General features: G+C 55.2%; 12 protein-coding genes. 3 read left to right on the top strand and 9 right to left on the bottom strand.

What is annotated here, in order from left to right; translation table 11 throughout:
• Nucleotides 1-35: 35 nt before the first annotated feature.
• Both ABDW36_RS15000 and ABDW36_RS14995 read right to left on the bottom strand, forming a co-directional pair.
• Nucleotides 36-1,475 (bottom strand): hypothetical protein, encoded by a 1,440-nt coding sequence (locus tag ABDW36_RS15000; protein WP_343702731.1) that lies wholly within the window; start codon nucleotides 1,473-1,475, stop codon nucleotides 36-38.
• A gap of 18 nt (nucleotides 1,476-1,493) precedes the next feature.
• Nucleotides 1,494-2,246 (bottom strand): sterol desaturase family protein, encoded by a 753-nt coding sequence (locus ABDW36_RS14995; RefSeq protein ID WP_343702730.1) that lies wholly within the window; start codon nucleotides 2,244-2,246, stop codon nucleotides 1,494-1,496.
• Between the two features lie 164 nt (nucleotides 2,247-2,410).
• Here ABDW36_RS14995 and ABDW36_RS14990 point away from each other — a divergent pair, with 164 nt between their 5' ends.
• Nucleotides 2,411-2,749, top strand: a complete 339-nt coding sequence (locus tag ABDW36_RS14990) for a YciI family protein (protein ID WP_343702729.1) — start codon at nucleotides 2,411-2,413, stop codon at nucleotides 2,747-2,749.
• A 2-nt stretch (nucleotides 2,750-2,751) separates the two neighbouring features.
• Complete coding sequence (locus ABDW36_RS14985; RefSeq protein WP_343702728.1) at nucleotides 2,752-4,002, top strand: sigma-70 family RNA polymerase sigma factor; 1,251 nt, start codon at nucleotides 2,752-2,754, stop codon at nucleotides 4,000-4,002.
• Nucleotides 4,003-4,071: 69 nt separating this feature from the next.
• Here ABDW36_RS14985 and ABDW36_RS14980 read toward each other — a convergent pair whose 3' ends face one another.
• The 7 genes from ABDW36_RS14980 to ABDW36_RS14950 all read right to left on the bottom strand — a co-directional run bounded on the left by ABDW36_RS14980 (nucleotide 4,072) and on the right by ABDW36_RS14950 (nucleotide 12,652).
• Nucleotides 4,072-5,346, bottom strand: a complete 1,275-nt coding sequence (locus ABDW36_RS14980; RefSeq protein ID WP_343702727.1) for a polysaccharide pyruvyl transferase family protein — start codon at nucleotides 5,344-5,346, stop codon at nucleotides 4,072-4,074.
• 24 nt (nucleotides 5,347-5,370) lie between these two features.
• Nucleotides 5,371-6,828: a RagB/SusD family nutrient uptake outer membrane protein gene (locus ABDW36_RS14975; RefSeq protein WP_343702726.1), complete on the bottom strand. Its 1,458-nt coding sequence runs from the start codon at nucleotides 6,826-6,828 to the stop codon at nucleotides 5,371-5,373.
• 4 nt (nucleotides 6,829-6,832) lie between these two features.
• The gene (locus ABDW36_RS14970) at nucleotides 6,833-10,150 is read right to left on the bottom strand and encodes a TonB-dependent receptor (protein WP_343702725.1); all 3,318 of its coding nucleotides are present in this window, start codon (nucleotides 10,148-10,150) and stop codon (nucleotides 6,833-6,835) included.
• Between the two features lie 232 nt (nucleotides 10,151-10,382).
• Nucleotides 10,383-11,507 (bottom strand): FecR domain-containing protein, encoded by a 1,125-nt coding sequence (locus ABDW36_RS14965; protein WP_343702724.1) that lies wholly within the window; start codon nucleotides 11,505-11,507, stop codon nucleotides 10,383-10,385.
• Between the two features lie 59 nt (nucleotides 11,508-11,566).
• On the bottom strand, nucleotides 11,567-12,163 hold the full coding sequence (locus tag ABDW36_RS14960; RefSeq protein ID WP_343702723.1) for an RNA polymerase sigma-70 factor: 597 nt from the start codon (nucleotides 12,161-12,163) through the stop codon (nucleotides 11,567-11,569).
• 36 nt (nucleotides 12,164-12,199) lie between these two features.
• On the bottom strand, nucleotides 12,200-12,448 hold the full coding sequence (locus tag ABDW36_RS14955) for a hypothetical protein (protein ID WP_343702722.1): 249 nt from the start codon (nucleotides 12,446-12,448) through the stop codon (nucleotides 12,200-12,202).
• Between the two features lie 33 nt (nucleotides 12,449-12,481).
• The gene (locus ABDW36_RS14950) at nucleotides 12,482-12,652 is read right to left on the bottom strand and encodes a hypothetical protein (protein WP_343702721.1); all 171 of its coding nucleotides are present in this window, start codon (nucleotides 12,650-12,652) and stop codon (nucleotides 12,482-12,484) included.
• Nucleotides 12,653-12,701: 49 nt separating this feature from the next.
• Here ABDW36_RS14950 and ABDW36_RS14945 point away from each other — a divergent pair, with 49 nt between their 5' ends.
• Nucleotides 12,702-14,069, top strand: a complete 1,368-nt coding sequence (locus tag ABDW36_RS14945; protein WP_343702720.1) for a S41 family peptidase — start codon at nucleotides 12,702-12,704, stop codon at nucleotides 14,067-14,069.
• Nucleotides 14,070-14,569 lie beyond the last annotated feature (500 nt).

The following is a 14,569-nucleotide window of genomic DNA, read 5'->3' as shown; positions in this document are numbered from 1 at the left end:
AAAAAAGGGGAAAAGTTGGGCGATAAAGCCGTATGTTAAAAATTGTGAATGTATGATACCAGCAGGCCCGCCTGCACCGTACTGGCGGTGATGGGCCGGGGATTGCCGATGAGGAAATTGCGCTCGTCAGGGTGGTCGAAATTAAAGGTTTGCGGATAGGCCTTGTTGCGGCCGTAAGACAGCAGCAGCCCGGTGCGCAGGTAGTACTGCTTGCGCCGCATGTTAACGCCCAGCTGAACATGGTAGAGGTCCCAGTTGGTCACATTGGCATTGTAGCCGTCTGTAAGCGCGGTCAGGTTATTATCGTCATAAGAAAAGTCTGTGCGGAGCGATAGAAAGGCCATGAATGCCGGGGCCACTTCGTAGCTGGCGCCGATGCCCACGTTCAGTATGCCCTTGCGGGCGTCGTTCAGCTGCAGGTAAGTAGTGTTGCTGCTGCCCGTATCCGGCCTGATAAAGGCTGCCGGCCGCGGGTTGATGACCTGGTAAGGCTTTACCGGGGCAAAGTATTCGATGCAGGCATACAGTTGCCCTTTTTTGTGCAGGTAGGTATACCCTGCGGCTATGCTGAGCGGGTTTTTCCAGTTGGTTTTGAGGCGTGTCTGGCGCCCGCTGGCCAGCAGGTGGATGGGCACCTGTGCTACAATGAGGTTGTTTACTTCCAGGTTGGAGACCACCGTGCCCCTGCCGGTCACTTTCCATACCGGCGTGGTGACCAGCAGGCCGGCATGGTGGCTGGCGGAAATTTCCCAGGCCAGGCCCAGCCGCGTACGGACACCGATCTGCCGGTAGGAGGCGGTATAGTTTTCAGACACCGTGGTGATGGGCGCAAAAACGGTGTCTGGCCCGGCGGGGTTCATCATGGCGCGGGAAATGAAATCTACCGTAAAGTTCTGCCGGTGAACAATGCCCTCCAGCGTAACGCCGGCTGATAACCCGGGTGTAAGCCGCATGCCGGCGGCCAGCTGCAGGGAGGTCTGGTCTACCCGGTTAGATGCCTTGTACTGGCCAATATAGGTTTCCGCACCGGGGCTGTAGGAATTGTCCAGCACGTCCTGCACCACGTCTCTCTGCTGGGAAACATTATAGTCTATCACAGGTGTATGCACTATGGCGTAGGCCAGCGTGAAGGGCAGCTTCTTTTTAATGTAAGGAACGGCATGAGAGGCCACCATGGGTACAATGCTGGTGCCGTTGGAGCGGAGCGGAAGGCCGGCGCCTACGCCGTCTTTCATGAAAATAGACTGCCACTGGTAAATGGTGCCGCTCAGGGAAGAGGTGGAGCCATGGGTGTTCACCAGCAGCGCCGGGTTATAGAACAGCACCCCGCTGTCACGGTTCTGCGCTATGACGGCGCCGGGCATAAAAAATCCTGCCGGGCCGTAGCCGGCAGTCCAGTAGTTAGCGTCTTGTGCGTGGAGGCGCGCGGGGCAGGCCAGCAGCCATACCGGCAGCAATAGGTAAAGAATCCTCATAGGCTTGTACAGCAATAGTCAGCGGGCGGCCAGCCGCTCGTACTGGTCTTCATAGTCTTTGCGGATGGTGCCCATCCACCGGTCCCACCAAAGGAAATACAAACCGTAGTTGCCCTTGAAGTACCGGTGATGCTGATTATGGTTAAACGATGTATTGATCCATTTTCCGAACGGGTGCCGTGCAAACCAGCGGGGGTAAAGCTCCCAGCCCAGGTGGCCGTATACATTGTAGGCCATCTGCACGCCGAAGAAAGTGAGCAGGTGGGTGGTAGTGAGGGGCACGGTGAATACCAGCAGGGGAAGAATACCTATTTCCACCAGGGCCTCCAGCGGGTGAAAGGCGAAGGCGGCCCAGGGCGAAGGGTTGACGGAAAGGTGATGCACCTTGTGAAACCAGGGGAAAACGGGCCGCCAGTGCATGAAGCGGTGCGTCCAGTAAAAGTATGCATCATGCACAATGAACATCAGGGGAAAGGCGGCGATGAACCAGGCCATGCCGTATCTGGAAATGTCCCTGTAGTGAAAAGTATGATCCACCACCGGCGGCCGCAATATCAGCATGGCCACCAGTGTAAATATCATAATGGTGAGGCAGGAGTAAAGGATTTCCCGGGCATAGTCTTTTCCCTTCGGGAAGCGTTGCTGTATCTTTTTAGCCAGGATGCGCCTGCGGAGTATCACATAACAAAGCAGGAAGGCAATGCCGGCCAGCAGAAAATACCGGAGAGATATCAGGGTGAGGGTGGACAACCATTTTTCGAACCAGGGCATACCAGCAAATTAACAAAAAAACAGGCTGGCTGTTCGGCCTTCATCCATATTTCCTGCCACCGCTGTTATCCGTATCTTTAACGCCGGATAATTTTTTCCAGTTGATTTGTCCCCGTTCCGCGTACCCGGTCGTCATATAAACGGACCAAAAAAATGTAAACGTCATGAAAGAGTTCATGTTAATTTTCAGGCTGAGCGAAAAACCCGCTCCTCCTTCGCCTGAGCAGATGCAGGAAAGAATGAACTGGCTGGCCGGTATAGCGGCCCAGAACAAGCTGGTAGACAAGGGTAACCGTTTGTCTCCCGCCAACGCCAGAACGGTAAAGGCCGGCAACGTGGTGAGCGACGGGCCTTTCACCGAGATCAAGGAATTCGTGACCGGCTATATGGTGCTGAAAGCTGCCAGCATAGACGAAGCTACGGAGATAGCCAGCGGCAACCCCATCCTTAAAATGGGCGGCAGCGTGGAAATAAGGGCCGTTCTGACACCGGAAGAAAAATAACGATGGACCAGCAGCCTGCCTCATACCAGGAGCTTTTACCACATTTATTCAGGCTGGAGTATTCCAGGATGACGGCCGTACTGTGCCGTCATTTTGGCCTCCGGCATATGGCCATTGCGGAAGACATTGTGAGTGAAACCTTCCTGAAAGCCACGGAGGCATGGGGCGCACAGGGCATGCCGGATAACCCTGCCGCCTGGCTGTACACGGTGGCCAAAAACAAAACCAAAGACTATCTCAAACGCACTTCATTATTTGAGACCCGCGTGAAGGGCGCCATACAGCAGCAGGAGCAGGAGGAAACGCCTGATTTCGACTTCTCCGGCCAAACCATCACAGACAGCCTGCTGGCCATGATCTTTGCCGTTTGTGACCCGGCCAACGCCACGGAATCACAGATATGCCTGGCCTTGCAGGTGCTTTGCGGGTTCAGCGTGGAAGAGATCGCTGATGCTTTCCTGACCAGCCGGGAAACCATCAAGAAGCGGCTGCAGCGCGCCCGCACCAGCCTGCGCGACAATAATTTCCAGCTGGGCCCCTTGCAGGAAGCTACCATACAGGCGCGGCTGGATGCCGTGCTAAGAACATTGTACCTGCTTTTTAACGAAGGGTATTTCTCCAAATCCGCCAACCGGCTGATGCGGAAAGACCTTTGTTCCGAAGCCATGCGGCTGGCGCTGCTGCTCACAGAAAATCCGCTTACCAATACCACGCAGGCCAACGCCCTGCTGGCGCTCATGTGCTATCAAAGCTCGCGGCTGGAAGCCAGGGAAGATGAAGAGGGGGAAGTGGTGCTGTTTGAACGGCAAGACCAAAGTTTGTGGAGCCGGGAGCTGATTGACCAGGGCAACCATTACCTGGTGAACGCCTGCTCCGGCGAAGCGGTTTCCAAATACCACCTGGAGGCCGGTATTGCTTACTGGCATACCACGCCCGCCGGTAACAGCAAATGGGAGCACATCCTGCAGCTCTACAACCAGCTCATCTTGCTGGAATATTCAGCGGTAACGGCCCTGAACAGAACTTTCGCTTTTGCCAAAGTGTACGGCAACAAGGCAGGCATTGTGGAAGCGGAGAAACTGGGGCTGGAAGATGTCAGCTACTACCATTCCCTGCTGGGGTACCTGTATGCGGATGGGGATGCGCAAAAAGCGGTGATGCATTACAACAAAGCAATAGCGCTTACAAAGTCAATGGCGGAAAAAAGAACATTGCAAAAAGAAGTGGAACGGCTGGAGAAGGGAACTGCATAAAAAAGTGTTTTAAAATGCAAAGGCCGGCCTGCAATGAAAACAGGCCGGCCTTTTTTATAAGTGCCTCACTTATGCATTCAGCTTGCTCTTCAGCACGCCCATTGTTTCCCGTTGTTTCTCTTCTACAAACTGCTGCCCTTTCTTGGCCAGCTGTTTTGCTGCGGCAGGGTCTTTGGCCATGGCCAGCGCGGCGGGCAGTATTTTCTGAACGTCTGCTTCATTGTCCATATCAAACAACCACTCGCCCAGGCCAATATCCCGCCACATCACGCCTTTGCTGGTTTGTTCATGGAAGCGGCCCACCATGGCCGGAATACCGTGGCCGATGCACATAATGGGAGAATGCATTTCCAGCCCGAACATGCCTGCGGAGCGGCGGTAGGTGCTGACCGCTTCGTCTGTCAGCCAGTAGCGGTCCCGCCAAACCACTTTCGTTTTCACATCTTCCGGCAGTTTATCGTACAAAATCTCTTTACCCAGCTTTACCTGTGTTTCATCTTCCGGGCAGATGAGTATTTTCATGGGCGTTTGCCGTACTACCTCCACAATGGCTTCGCGGATGGGGGCGTTGTCATGCTCCCGCATTTCCTGGTTGCGTGCATTTTTTTTCTCGTCCAAGGGTCTTTTTTTGGAGGGTATTTCCCAGTAAGGCGTAAAACGTTGCCGGGGTATTACGCAGAGGAATTTACCGGCTTCCAGCCCGTGCTCTTTCATAAAAGCTTCCGCCGCCGCATCGTTCTGCAGGTCTACGGCAAAGGCGCCGTCCGGCGCAAAGCCCATAATGGGGCATTTCACGCCATGGTCTTTCGCAAACTGCAGGGAAATGGAATCCCGGAAATAGGCGAACTGCGCTTTGGTGAGCAGCTCCACTTCTGTAGGGAAGGCGGCTTTAGTGGCGGCAGAGGGCTCTCCGTAATAGCCGGGGAAGGTGATGCCGTAAATGCCGTAAGGCTTGCCGGTAGCGGCCCAGCGCTCTACGTCTTTACGCGCTACCAGGGAAGGGCCGGAGCCATGCAGCAGGAAGTCAGACTGTGCAATGGCGGCGTCTACTTCTTCCTTGCCCTGCACAATTTTCACTTTCGGAAAACGCCGCTGCAGCATTTCCTTCACGCCGTTGTCTACACTGGAAGGCCAGAGTATGACGTCCGCATCGGGAATATGTTTTTCCAGCAGCGTGAGCACGCCGGGCGTATGGCCAATATCCCCGATGTTGACGGTTTGCCAGGAGGAGCGGAGCAAGATGGTTTTCTTTTTGCTGTTGCAGGAGCTGGCCAGTGAGGGCAGGCCCGCCAGCAATGCCAGCATGGCCGGCGTTTGGGTCAGAAAGTTTCTGCGTGTATACATGATGTTTTTATGGTTTTTAATGGATCAATAGCCTTGGTTTTGTTCCAGCGTGGGACTGGCGTCCATCACGGACAGGGGGATGGGGAACAGTACATGGAAGGGTTGTATCACGGCATTCCGGTTATAGCTGTTCTCTGCCTTTACTGCGTCTATGAGCCTGCCGGTGCGTACCAGGTCAAAGCGGCGGTGGTTCTCGAAAGCCAGCTCCAGCCTTCTTTCCAGCCAAACGGCCTCCTTGAACGCCTGGTAGCTCAGGCCGCTCAGATCTGCCAGCCCGGCGCGCTTGCGCACCTTGTTCAACGCCGTATAGGCTTCAACGGTAGGGGCGCCGTTGGCTTCATTGGCGGCTTCGGCATACATCAGCAACACGTCCGCATACCGCAGCACCGGCCGGCTGGTGCCTTCGCCGCCGTTGGTTTTGGCCGTTCTGTCCCACAGCTTCTGGAAAGATACGGCTTTGCTGGGATCAGGGTCTGTGATGGAAAGGTTGGTGGTAACACCGTTGTAAGTATAGGCCGTCATGAAGGTAACGGGTTTCCGCTTGTCGTTAGCCGCGTAGGAATTGTAGAGGCTTTCCGTAGGCCGTGCAATAGCGGAGCCGCCGCCGGGGAAAATAGGCGCCGCGCGGGGGCCGTAGCCCCGCCCTATGCCGTGGCCGTACACGTCTGTGAGGTATTGTACTTCCAGCATGTTTTCCTTGCCGCCGCGGGCGGTGAGGGCAAAGGCATCCGCAAAACTGGCATGGAGGTCATACACGCCCTGGTCTATCACTTCTTTGGCTTTGGCGGCTGCCTGTGCCCAGAAGGGGGAGCTTTTGTCTGTACCGGCGCGGGTAAGGTATACCTTGGCCAGCAAGCCTTTGGCGGCCCCGGAAGTTACCCTGCCGGCTTCTGCAGGGGGGTAGCTGGGGGGCAGCACGTTTTCCGCTTCCGTGAGGTCTTTTTCTATCTGCGCGTATACTTCGTCAACACTATTGCGCGGCATGTCAAGCCCTTCCAGTGTAGCCGTTTCCGTGATAGTGACGGGTACGCCGCCATAGAGGCGTACCAGGTTGAAATAATGCAGGGCGCGCAGCACCTTGGCCTCGGCTACGTACCTGTTCTTCAGGTCTTCGTTCATGGGAATGCCGGGCAGCCGGGCTATTACCGTGTTAGACCGGTTGATGGCGGCATAGGCGCCGCTGTAAACGTTGATGAAAGAGTTGGAGGGGGTGAGGTTGTACCGCCATAGCAGCACCCTGTCTGCAGCGCCGGACAGGAAAGGCACGGCGTCATCTGTGGTCACCAGGTCAGGAAAAGGGTCCAGCACGCCCATGTTCTTGTAACAAGCGCCCAGCGCGGCCTTGGCGTCTTCCGCTGTTTTATAGTAGGTGGCGTTGGTGAGATTGGTAACAGAGGCAATGTCCAGCTGCTTTTCGCAGGCGGTGCCCGTTAACAGCATGCCCGCCATCAAAATATATATGGTTTGTTTGATCGTCTTCATACAATTAAAATTTCAGGTTAATGCCTGCCAGGATGGTTTTGGCAGCCGGATAGGTACCATAGTCAAGCCCCTGGCTGAGAGAGGAGCTGCCGAAGCGGTTCACTTCCGGGTCGTAGCCATTGTACCGGGTAATGGTGAACAGGTTCTGCGCGGCAATGTACACCTTCAGGGAGTTGACCTGCAGGCGGCTGAGCCAGCTTTGCGGCAGGTTATAGCCTAATGAAATATTCTTGAAGCGCAGGTAAGACCCGTCTTCCACCTGGAAGCTGCTGAGCACGCGGGAGCCGCCTGCCGCGTTGGCGCGGGGCATGCTGTTGCTGGGGTGCTGCGGCGTCCAGCGGTCCAGCACACGGGCGCTCTGGTTGTTGCCGCCGGTGAGGTTCAGCAGGTCAAAGTTGCCATAGTTCAGTATCTCGTTACCATAGTTGCCCTGTATGAACACGTTCAGTTCTATGCCCTTGTAGGTGAAAGTATTGTTAAGACCGCCGAAGAGGTCAGGGTTGGAATTGCCGATGATGTCCCTGTCGTTGTCATTGATCACACCGTCATTGTTGCGGTCTTTGTACCGGATGTCTCCGGGTTTGGCGGTTTTCTGGGCGGAGGCGTCTATCTCTTCCTTGCTCTGGAAGATGCCGTCCATCACCAGCCCGTAAAAATTGCCCAGGGAGCTGCCTACCTGCAGCAGGATGGGATTGATGCTGGTGTTGAAAAGGCGGGCATCCGCGCCGGCGGTAAAGCTTTCCCGGCCATCCAGCCGCAGTACTTTGTTGCGGTTGAAGGTGATGTTGAAATCGGTGGTCCACCGGAAATCATGCCGGTCTATGTTCACGCTGGCCAGCGCCAGCTCCACGCCCCGGTTGCGCACGCTGCCAATGTTCTTGAGCGTGGTGGTGAAGCCGGAAGATGTGGGCACGCTGACGGAAAACAGCAGATCAGCGGTTTTTTTGTTGTAGTAGTCCGCCGTGAGCTGCAGGCGGTTGTTGAAGAAGGCCAGGTCTATGCCCGCATCGAACTGCGCGTTCTTTTCCCAGCGCAGGTCGGGGTTGGCAATGCCGGCGGTGTGGGCGGAAGACTGTAAGGTGCCGCCCAGTACGTATTGGGAAATGGAGATGTTGGCCAGGTATTGATAATCCCCGATTTCCTGGTTGCCGGAAAGGCCGTAGCTGACGCGCACTTTGGCATCGGAGAAAATGGACTGCTTCTGCATGAAGCTCTCGTTCATCAGCTTCCAGGCCAGGGCGCCGGAGGGGAAGATGCCGAACTTGCGCCTCGGGCCGAAGCGGCTGGAACCGTCACGGCGGGCAGTGAGGGTGAGCAGGAAACGGTCGTCAAACCCGTAGTTGACGCGGGCAATGTAGGAAATGAGTTTCCAGTTGCTGGCGTCCGAACTGGGAGCTACCAGTGTGGAGCCCGCTTCCAGGTTGTTGTACCGGGCAAAGTCGTCAGAAAAAGTATTGGCCCTTGCCGTGGCGTTTTCTGTGCTCAGGCCCTGGATGGTGTAACCCAGCAAAGCATTGAGAGAATGATAGTGGCCCAGCTGGCGGGTGTAGTGAAGTGTGTTCTCATTGAGCCAGTTGATGCTCTGCGAGTTGGCTACAGCGGCGGAACCGCCCACGGAAGCGCCGGCCAGGGCTTTGCGCGTGGTGTAGTTGTTGGTTTTGGAGGCTTGCAGGTCTGCGCCAAGGCTGGTGCGGAAGTGCAGCCCGTCAATGATCTCGTAGTCCAGGTAAGTGTTGGCCAGCAGGCGCAGCACGGAATTCTTATTGATGATCTCGTTGGCAACGGCCAGCGGATTATCTACGCCGTACCCGTTCAGCGAGCCCTGGTTCTTATAATAGCTGCCGTCTTCATTGAACACGGGGAAGGTAGGGGAATAGCTCAGGGCGGAGCTGGTAACACCGCCGCCTTCCGTACCGTCTACGTCCGTTCTGGCGCTGTTGCTTTGCGTGTAGGCGCCCTGCATGGAAAGGCCGGTCTTCACGCGGGAGCTGATGTCGTTAGTCAAGTTGGCGCGCAGGGTATACCGTTTGAAGCCGGAGTTTTTGATGATGCCCTGCTGGTCATAATACCCGGCTGAAATGGAGTAGCGGGATTTCTCCGAGCCGCCGCTTACGCCCAGCTGGTGGTTCTGGATGGGCGCGTTGCGCAAAACAACATCCTGCCAGTTGGTGCCTTCACCGAAAGTTTCCGGCAGCGCCCTTTCCGGCGTGCTGCCATTGAAGTAAGGCGCCGCGCCGTTGTTGGTCAGCGCTTCGTTCACGAACAATGCAAACTGCTGCGCGTTCAGCAGCGGAATGGTCCTGCGGGCGGATTGGGAACCGTAGTAGCCGTTGTAGCTGACCACGGCTTTGCCCGGCCTGCCTTGTTTGGTGGTGACCATCACCACGCCGTTAGAGCCCCTGGAGCCATAGATGGCCGTAGCGGAAGCATCTTTCAATATTTCGATAGATTCTACATCATCTGCGTTAATAGAATTAAGCCCGCCGGATACGGGGAAGCCGTCTATCACGTACAAAGGGTCATTGCCGGCGTTCACCGAGCCGGAGCCGCGAATGCGGATGGTGGCGGCCCCGCCCGGCCGCGCAGAGTTGGTGGTTACCTGCACGCCCGCGGCGCGCCCCTGCATGGCCCTGTCTAAAGAGGGGATAGGGGTTGATTTGATAGCAGCTTCTCCCACTTTGGCTACTGCGCCGGTGAGGTCGCTTTTCTTCACCGTGCCGTACCCCACTACCACCGTTTCATTGAGGCTGCTGGCAGATTCCCTGAGCGTAATATTCACCCCGCCGCTGCGCGCCGCCAGCTCCTGCGGCTCAAAACCGAGAGAGCTGACCTGCAGCACCGCACCCGGCCGCACGCCTTTGAGGGAGAAGTGGCCGTTACCGTCTGTGTTGGTGCCGTGCATGGTACCTTTCACCAGTACGGTAGCGCCCGGTACCGGCCCGCCTTTGGAATCTGTAACCCTGCCGCTGGCCGTGATCAGCGAGTCTGCCGCCTGCGCCGGCGGCGCTTCGGGCGGGTTGCCGGCCGGCCGGCGTTTGATGATGATGCTGTTGCCTTCAAGGGTGTAGGTGAGCGGCTGGTCTTTTATGCAAAGGTCCAGCACCTGCTTCAGGGAGGCGTTCCTGACAGCCAGCGTAACCGGCGCTGTGTTGCGCAGCACCGTTTCGCCATAGATCACAGACACGCCGGTGCGCGCGGTGATTTCCTTGAACAGTTTTTGCAGCGGTACGTTTTTGACCGACAGCGTTACCTGCTGTGAAAGACCGGTTGCACTCACATGCATGCATGTTACAAAGAGGATAAATGCAGTGATCTTGATCATTTTGCACAACGTGGTTAAAAGCCTGCGCCGGCGCAGGGCTTTTTCATTCGCATTAAAATACATACTTTAGCGGTGTTTGGTAGTCTAACAATAGTCCTTCTCAGATTATCGGGAATACCAGATACAGCCGGGAGTGTTGCAACCACTTCCGGTTTTTTTGCGTATTCCCGTAAAAGCTTTATTTACCTGTTTTTATTTGGTTGAATAATTACGTGGCTGTGTTGTTGTATGATTATGGTAATACGGTTATTTTCCTCCCTTCCAGCTTCAGGTGGTTGAACCCGCTGCCTTCCAGCATGTGCAGTACGGCCTCCAGGCTCATGCTGCGGCTGATGGCCCCGCCGTACAGCTCCGCGCTGGGTTTTACATCGTACACTACTTCTACGTTGTACCAGCGGGATACTTCTCTCAATATCGTTTCAAGGTCCATGTTGTCAAACAGGAAAAGGCCGTTCTTCCAGGCAATGGCCTTGGCCGTATCAGCCTGCTGCACGGCAATGTGCGTGCCGCCGCCTTCCAATACCGCCTGCTGCCCCGGCCGCAGCGTTTGCACCGCTGCTGCGTTCTTTATCCTTACGGCGCCGCTCAGCAGCGTGGTGTTAACGGCCTTTTCATCTTCATAAGCCATCACGTCAAAGCGGGTGCCCAGCACTTGCACCTCCATGTCGTTCACCTTTACCACAAAGGGTTGGGAGGATGCGTGCGCTATTTCAAAGTAGCCCTGGCCTTTCAGTTCCACCACTCTTTGCTGCCCGGTGAAGGCGGTGGGGTAGCGGAGAGAGGAGGCGGAGTTGAGCCATACCTTGCTGCCGTCTGGCAGGGTGATGCCGAAGCGGCCGCCTTTGGGCGTTACGAGCGTATTAATCTGCGAAGCCTGGCTGCCGGGCGTATAATGCAACTGGCCGTTGCTTTGACGGATGTTCCTGCGTATCTGCTGGTTGCCCGCACTGTCTAGCGGCACGGTGGTACCGTCTGCCAGCACCAGCGTGGCCTGGTTGTAACCGGGTTGCACCGCGCCGTTCATACTTGCGGCCTGCACTGGCGTCACAGGCCGTTCCTGCCGCAGTATATACAATAACCCGGCGCCCGCTATGGCCAGCGTAACAGCAGCTGCCAGCCAGTATACGGGGCGGCGGTTGCGTTCCGCGCGGCGCGCTCTCCGGAGAATGGCGCTGGCCAGCTCCGCTTCTTTTTCAGGCGGCAGCGGCGGGTGATCAGCCGTTTCCAGCAGGTGCTGCACCGCATCGGGGAGGCGAAGGTCTCGGTCTCTGACCAGTTGCAGGAACTCTTCCACCTCCGGCGGCGTGAGCGTACCGGCCAGGTAACCTTGCAGCAATATGTCGAATCTTGTAGGCATGTGTTATGTATAAAGACACATCCCGGCAAGAATATTACTAGTCTCCCGTAAAATTTTTTTCAGAGGCCCGCCTCTAAGAGGCAGATAAGCAGTAAAGTGCCCGTGGTAGCGCGTTCCAGGAAGTGACGGATGTTCACCAGCGCCTGGGCCAGGTGGTTGCGCACGGTATGCTGGCTGATGTTGAGCCGGGCGGCTATCTCTTCCTGCTTCAGCCCTTTTTCCTTGCTCAGCTGGTAGATAAGGCGCTGGCGGTCGGGCAAATGGGCAATGGCCTGGTGAAGAAAGCCGCGGGATTCCTTTTTCAGCAGGGCCTGCTCAGGGTTGTCCGCAGACTCGCTGAAGTATTCCATTAAAGCATCGGTAAACTGCAGGTTGTGGGATTTTTTGCGCAGCTCGTTCAGGATATGATGGCGGGCGCTGGTATAGAGGTAGGCCTTCAGGTTTTCCACGCCGGCAAGGTTGGCGCGGCCCAGCCAGATCCTGAGGAACACTTCCTGCACCATGTCTTCCGCCAGCCCGGCAGATTTGGTCATGATAAAAGCAACGTTGTAAATGTGGTGGCTGTACAGGTGGAAGAACTCGCGGAACGCGGATTCATCGCCTTCGGCGAGGCGTACGGGCAATGAGTCCGGGTGGTGGTGGCGGTCCATTTTCATAACGTTGCGTGGAGGTACTAAAATATATAAAACTTTTCAGCATTCGGAATAGTCCGAAGAAAAAGTACCGTTCACGGCATACAGCTTGTCTATGGGGATGTGTACCGAATCGTTCAGCACCATCCACTGCCGGCCTTCTTTTTCATACATGGATGTAACAAGGCCGTTGGCGCGGGTAACGCCGTTGTCTTCATACAATACGCCGGCTGGCTGTTTTTGCTCGTAGAGGTCTTGGATGATGGTGTAGAAACTGCCGTTGCGGGGGAGGGTTTGACGTGTGTCCATGGCATGAGTTTTTTACAAAGGTACAAAGTTAGCCTACACAATCATGGCTGATTGCCTGTTCTCCACGCCCTCCGCATATCCCTCAAAAAAGAAGGGAATATTGTCTTCAAACTGGTTAACCAGCGCATCCGCCTGCTGCAGGATGTGTTCAGGGGTTGCCTGCGTGTGGGATGCCTTTTTCCTGAAGCAATCAAAGAGGCCCATCGTTTCGCGTTTTTATAAATATAGCGATATATTCGCGTCATTTCATCTTATGGTCAGGTTAGCATGGTTCTTTGCCTTCCTGTTGGCAGGCAGCAACGGATGGGCACAAACGTCTCTTTCGCGCCGGCAGGCGGTTGAAGATATAGATGCGTATGTCCGCATCATGAAATCGTCTCACTACCATCCTTTCATGTATATCCCGGAAGGCGAATACAATACCCGTTTACAGGCTATCAAAAACGAGATAGGCGATTCGGTCAGCATCCGGGATTTTGTTTTCCTGTTCTACAAGGTAACCGCCCTGCTGAAAGACGCGCACAGCACACCACAACTGGGCCAGCCGGTATTCAGGGAAGCGTTCGGGAAAGAACAGTTCTTCCCGTACAAGCTGGTGCAGAAGAAAAACAAAATGTATGCGCCGCTTCAACTGGCAGCCGCGCTGGGCATGCCGGCCGGCGTTGAAGTAGTGGACATAAACGGCGTGGATGTAAGCGCTCTTTTCAAACAGGTGAAAGAACGCCTTGCCGGCCGCCCTTCTTTCAGCGAAGCCGCCGCCTGCAGACTGTTCAGTTATTTCCTTTTCCTCCGGGGCGTTCAGCCTCCTTTTGCGCTCACCTGTAAAGATGCTAAGGGTATTCAAAGCAAGGCAACCATTCAAACCGGCGTTACTTTCAAAAATGCGCTCGCCGCTTCATTGCCGCACATCGTGCAGCCATACCGCTGCGAGGTCATACAAAACAAGCTGGGATACATAGATGTACGCAGCCTGAGCGTTGACATCAACGGGTTCAGGGCCTTCCTGGACTCCTGCTTTACGCAGCTCAAACAGGCCAGCATCCGCCACCTGGCCATAGACCTCCGCCAGAATAGCGGCGGCAACACAGATCTTGGAGACCTGCTGTTCAGCTATATCACCCGAAACAAATATTCATGGGGCAATAAAAGCTGGAAGATCAGCGACGCTTATAAAGACAACCTGAGAAAAAACGGAGATACCACTACGGCCTACATGCAGCGGCCCAATGGTACTGTGTGGGAAAGCGCCGATGGTTGCCGCCCTGAAGAGAACCGGTTCCGCAACGAACGGGTATTTGAAGGCAAGGTATACTTCATCACCGGCCCGTTCACTTTCTCCAGCGCCATGGCGGTGGCAGATGTAGTGAAGGAATATAAGATAGCCACCCTCATTGGGGAACCAACGGGAGAGAACACGCAGGATTTCGGAGAAGCGTTTACGATTGACTTGCCCAACAGCCAGCTGAAAATACAGTCTACCACCTCGTTCAGCCACGGCGCCAGCTGCGGCAAAACCAAAAACGGCCCTGTGCTGCCAGATGTTGTTATCCGCAACTCGTTAAAGGATGACGTGCTGGAAGAAGACCCCGCATTGGCGTATTTGTTGCGCCTTATACAATAAGCCATCCAGTCCTGAAAACGGCAGAATAGACAGTGTTTACCAGCCTGCCGGAACCGGGACTGTCCCAAATGTACCTTACCCCTGAAAATGGCTAAAACATACATTCCCTATGCACCATCCTGGGAGTATACTGGGGGTATACTGGGGGTTACTATGCCGGAGACTGGAAGTAACCACGGGGCAGACTCGGGGTAACAGTTGCCTTGTAAGGTAGCGGCAGTTGGTACCAACCAGGTACGAGGCAGGTTCCAAGTACGTATGAAGTACGTATGAAGTACCCCTATATAAGGGGGTACTTGAAAGGTACTTGGAACGTACTTGAAAGGTACTTGAAACGTACTTGGAATACCTGGGTCTTGTCCTGAAATAGGTTTACGCCGTTACCTGGAAAATACTGGGTCTTGTCCTGATATAGGTTTACACCTTGGTTTAGAAAATACTGATATTGGTTTACAATGCTCAAAACTAATCCTGATTCCGGCTTACAGGGTGAATTTTTG

Origin of the sequence: Chitinophaga sp. (assembly GCF_039596455.1) — a bacterium.
GTDB lineage: Bacteria > Bacteroidota > Bacteroidia > Chitinophagales > Chitinophagaceae > Chitinophaga.
The sequence above is the reverse complement of the archived record's forward strand: the minus strand, read 5'-3'. Positions and strand labels throughout refer to the sequence as shown.

What these genes read in the sequence shown, in the direction of transcription:
- ABDW36_RS15000 (WP_343702731.1), bottom strand. Translation starts at nt 1,475, where the DNA reads ATGAGGATTCTTTACCTATTGCTGCCGGTATGGCTGCTGGCCTGCCCC.
- ABDW36_RS14995 (WP_343702730.1), bottom strand. Translation starts at nt 2,246, where the DNA reads ATGCCCTGGTTCGAAAAATGGTTGTCCACCCTCACCCTGATATCTCTC.
- ABDW36_RS14990 (WP_343702729.1), top strand. Translation starts at nt 2,411, where the DNA reads ATGAAAGAGTTCATGTTAATTTTCAGGCTGAGCGAAAAACCCGCTCCT.
- ABDW36_RS14985 (WP_343702728.1), top strand. Translation starts at nt 2,752, where the DNA reads ATGGACCAGCAGCCTGCCTCATACCAGGAGCTTTTACCACATTTATTC.
- ABDW36_RS14980 (WP_343702727.1), bottom strand. Translation starts at nt 5,346, where the DNA reads ATGTATACACGCAGAAACTTTCTGACCCAAACGCCGGCCATGCTGGCA.
- ABDW36_RS14975 (WP_343702726.1), bottom strand. Translation starts at nt 6,828, where the DNA reads ATGAAGACGATCAAACAAACCATATATATTTTGATGGCGGGCATGCTG.
- ABDW36_RS14970 (WP_343702725.1), bottom strand. Translation starts at nt 10,150, where the DNA reads ATGATCAAGATCACTGCATTTATCCTCTTTGTAACATGCATGCATGTG.
- ABDW36_RS14965 (WP_343702724.1), bottom strand. Translation starts at nt 11,507, where the DNA reads ATGCCTACAAGATTCGACATATTGCTGCAAGGTTACCTGGCCGGTACG.
- ABDW36_RS14960 (WP_343702723.1), bottom strand. Translation starts at nt 12,163, where the DNA reads ATGAAAATGGACCGCCACCACCACCCGGACTCATTGCCCGTACGCCTC.
- ABDW36_RS14955 (WP_343702722.1), bottom strand. Translation starts at nt 12,448, where the DNA reads ATGGACACACGTCAAACCCTCCCCCGCAACGGCAGTTTCTACACCATC.
- ABDW36_RS14950 (WP_343702721.1), bottom strand. Translation starts at nt 12,652, where the DNA reads ATGGGCCTCTTTGATTGCTTCAGGAAAAAGGCATCCCACACGCAGGCA.
- ABDW36_RS14945 (WP_343702720.1), top strand. Translation starts at nt 12,702, where the DNA reads ATGGTCAGGTTAGCATGGTTCTTTGCCTTCCTGTTGGCAGGCAGCAAC.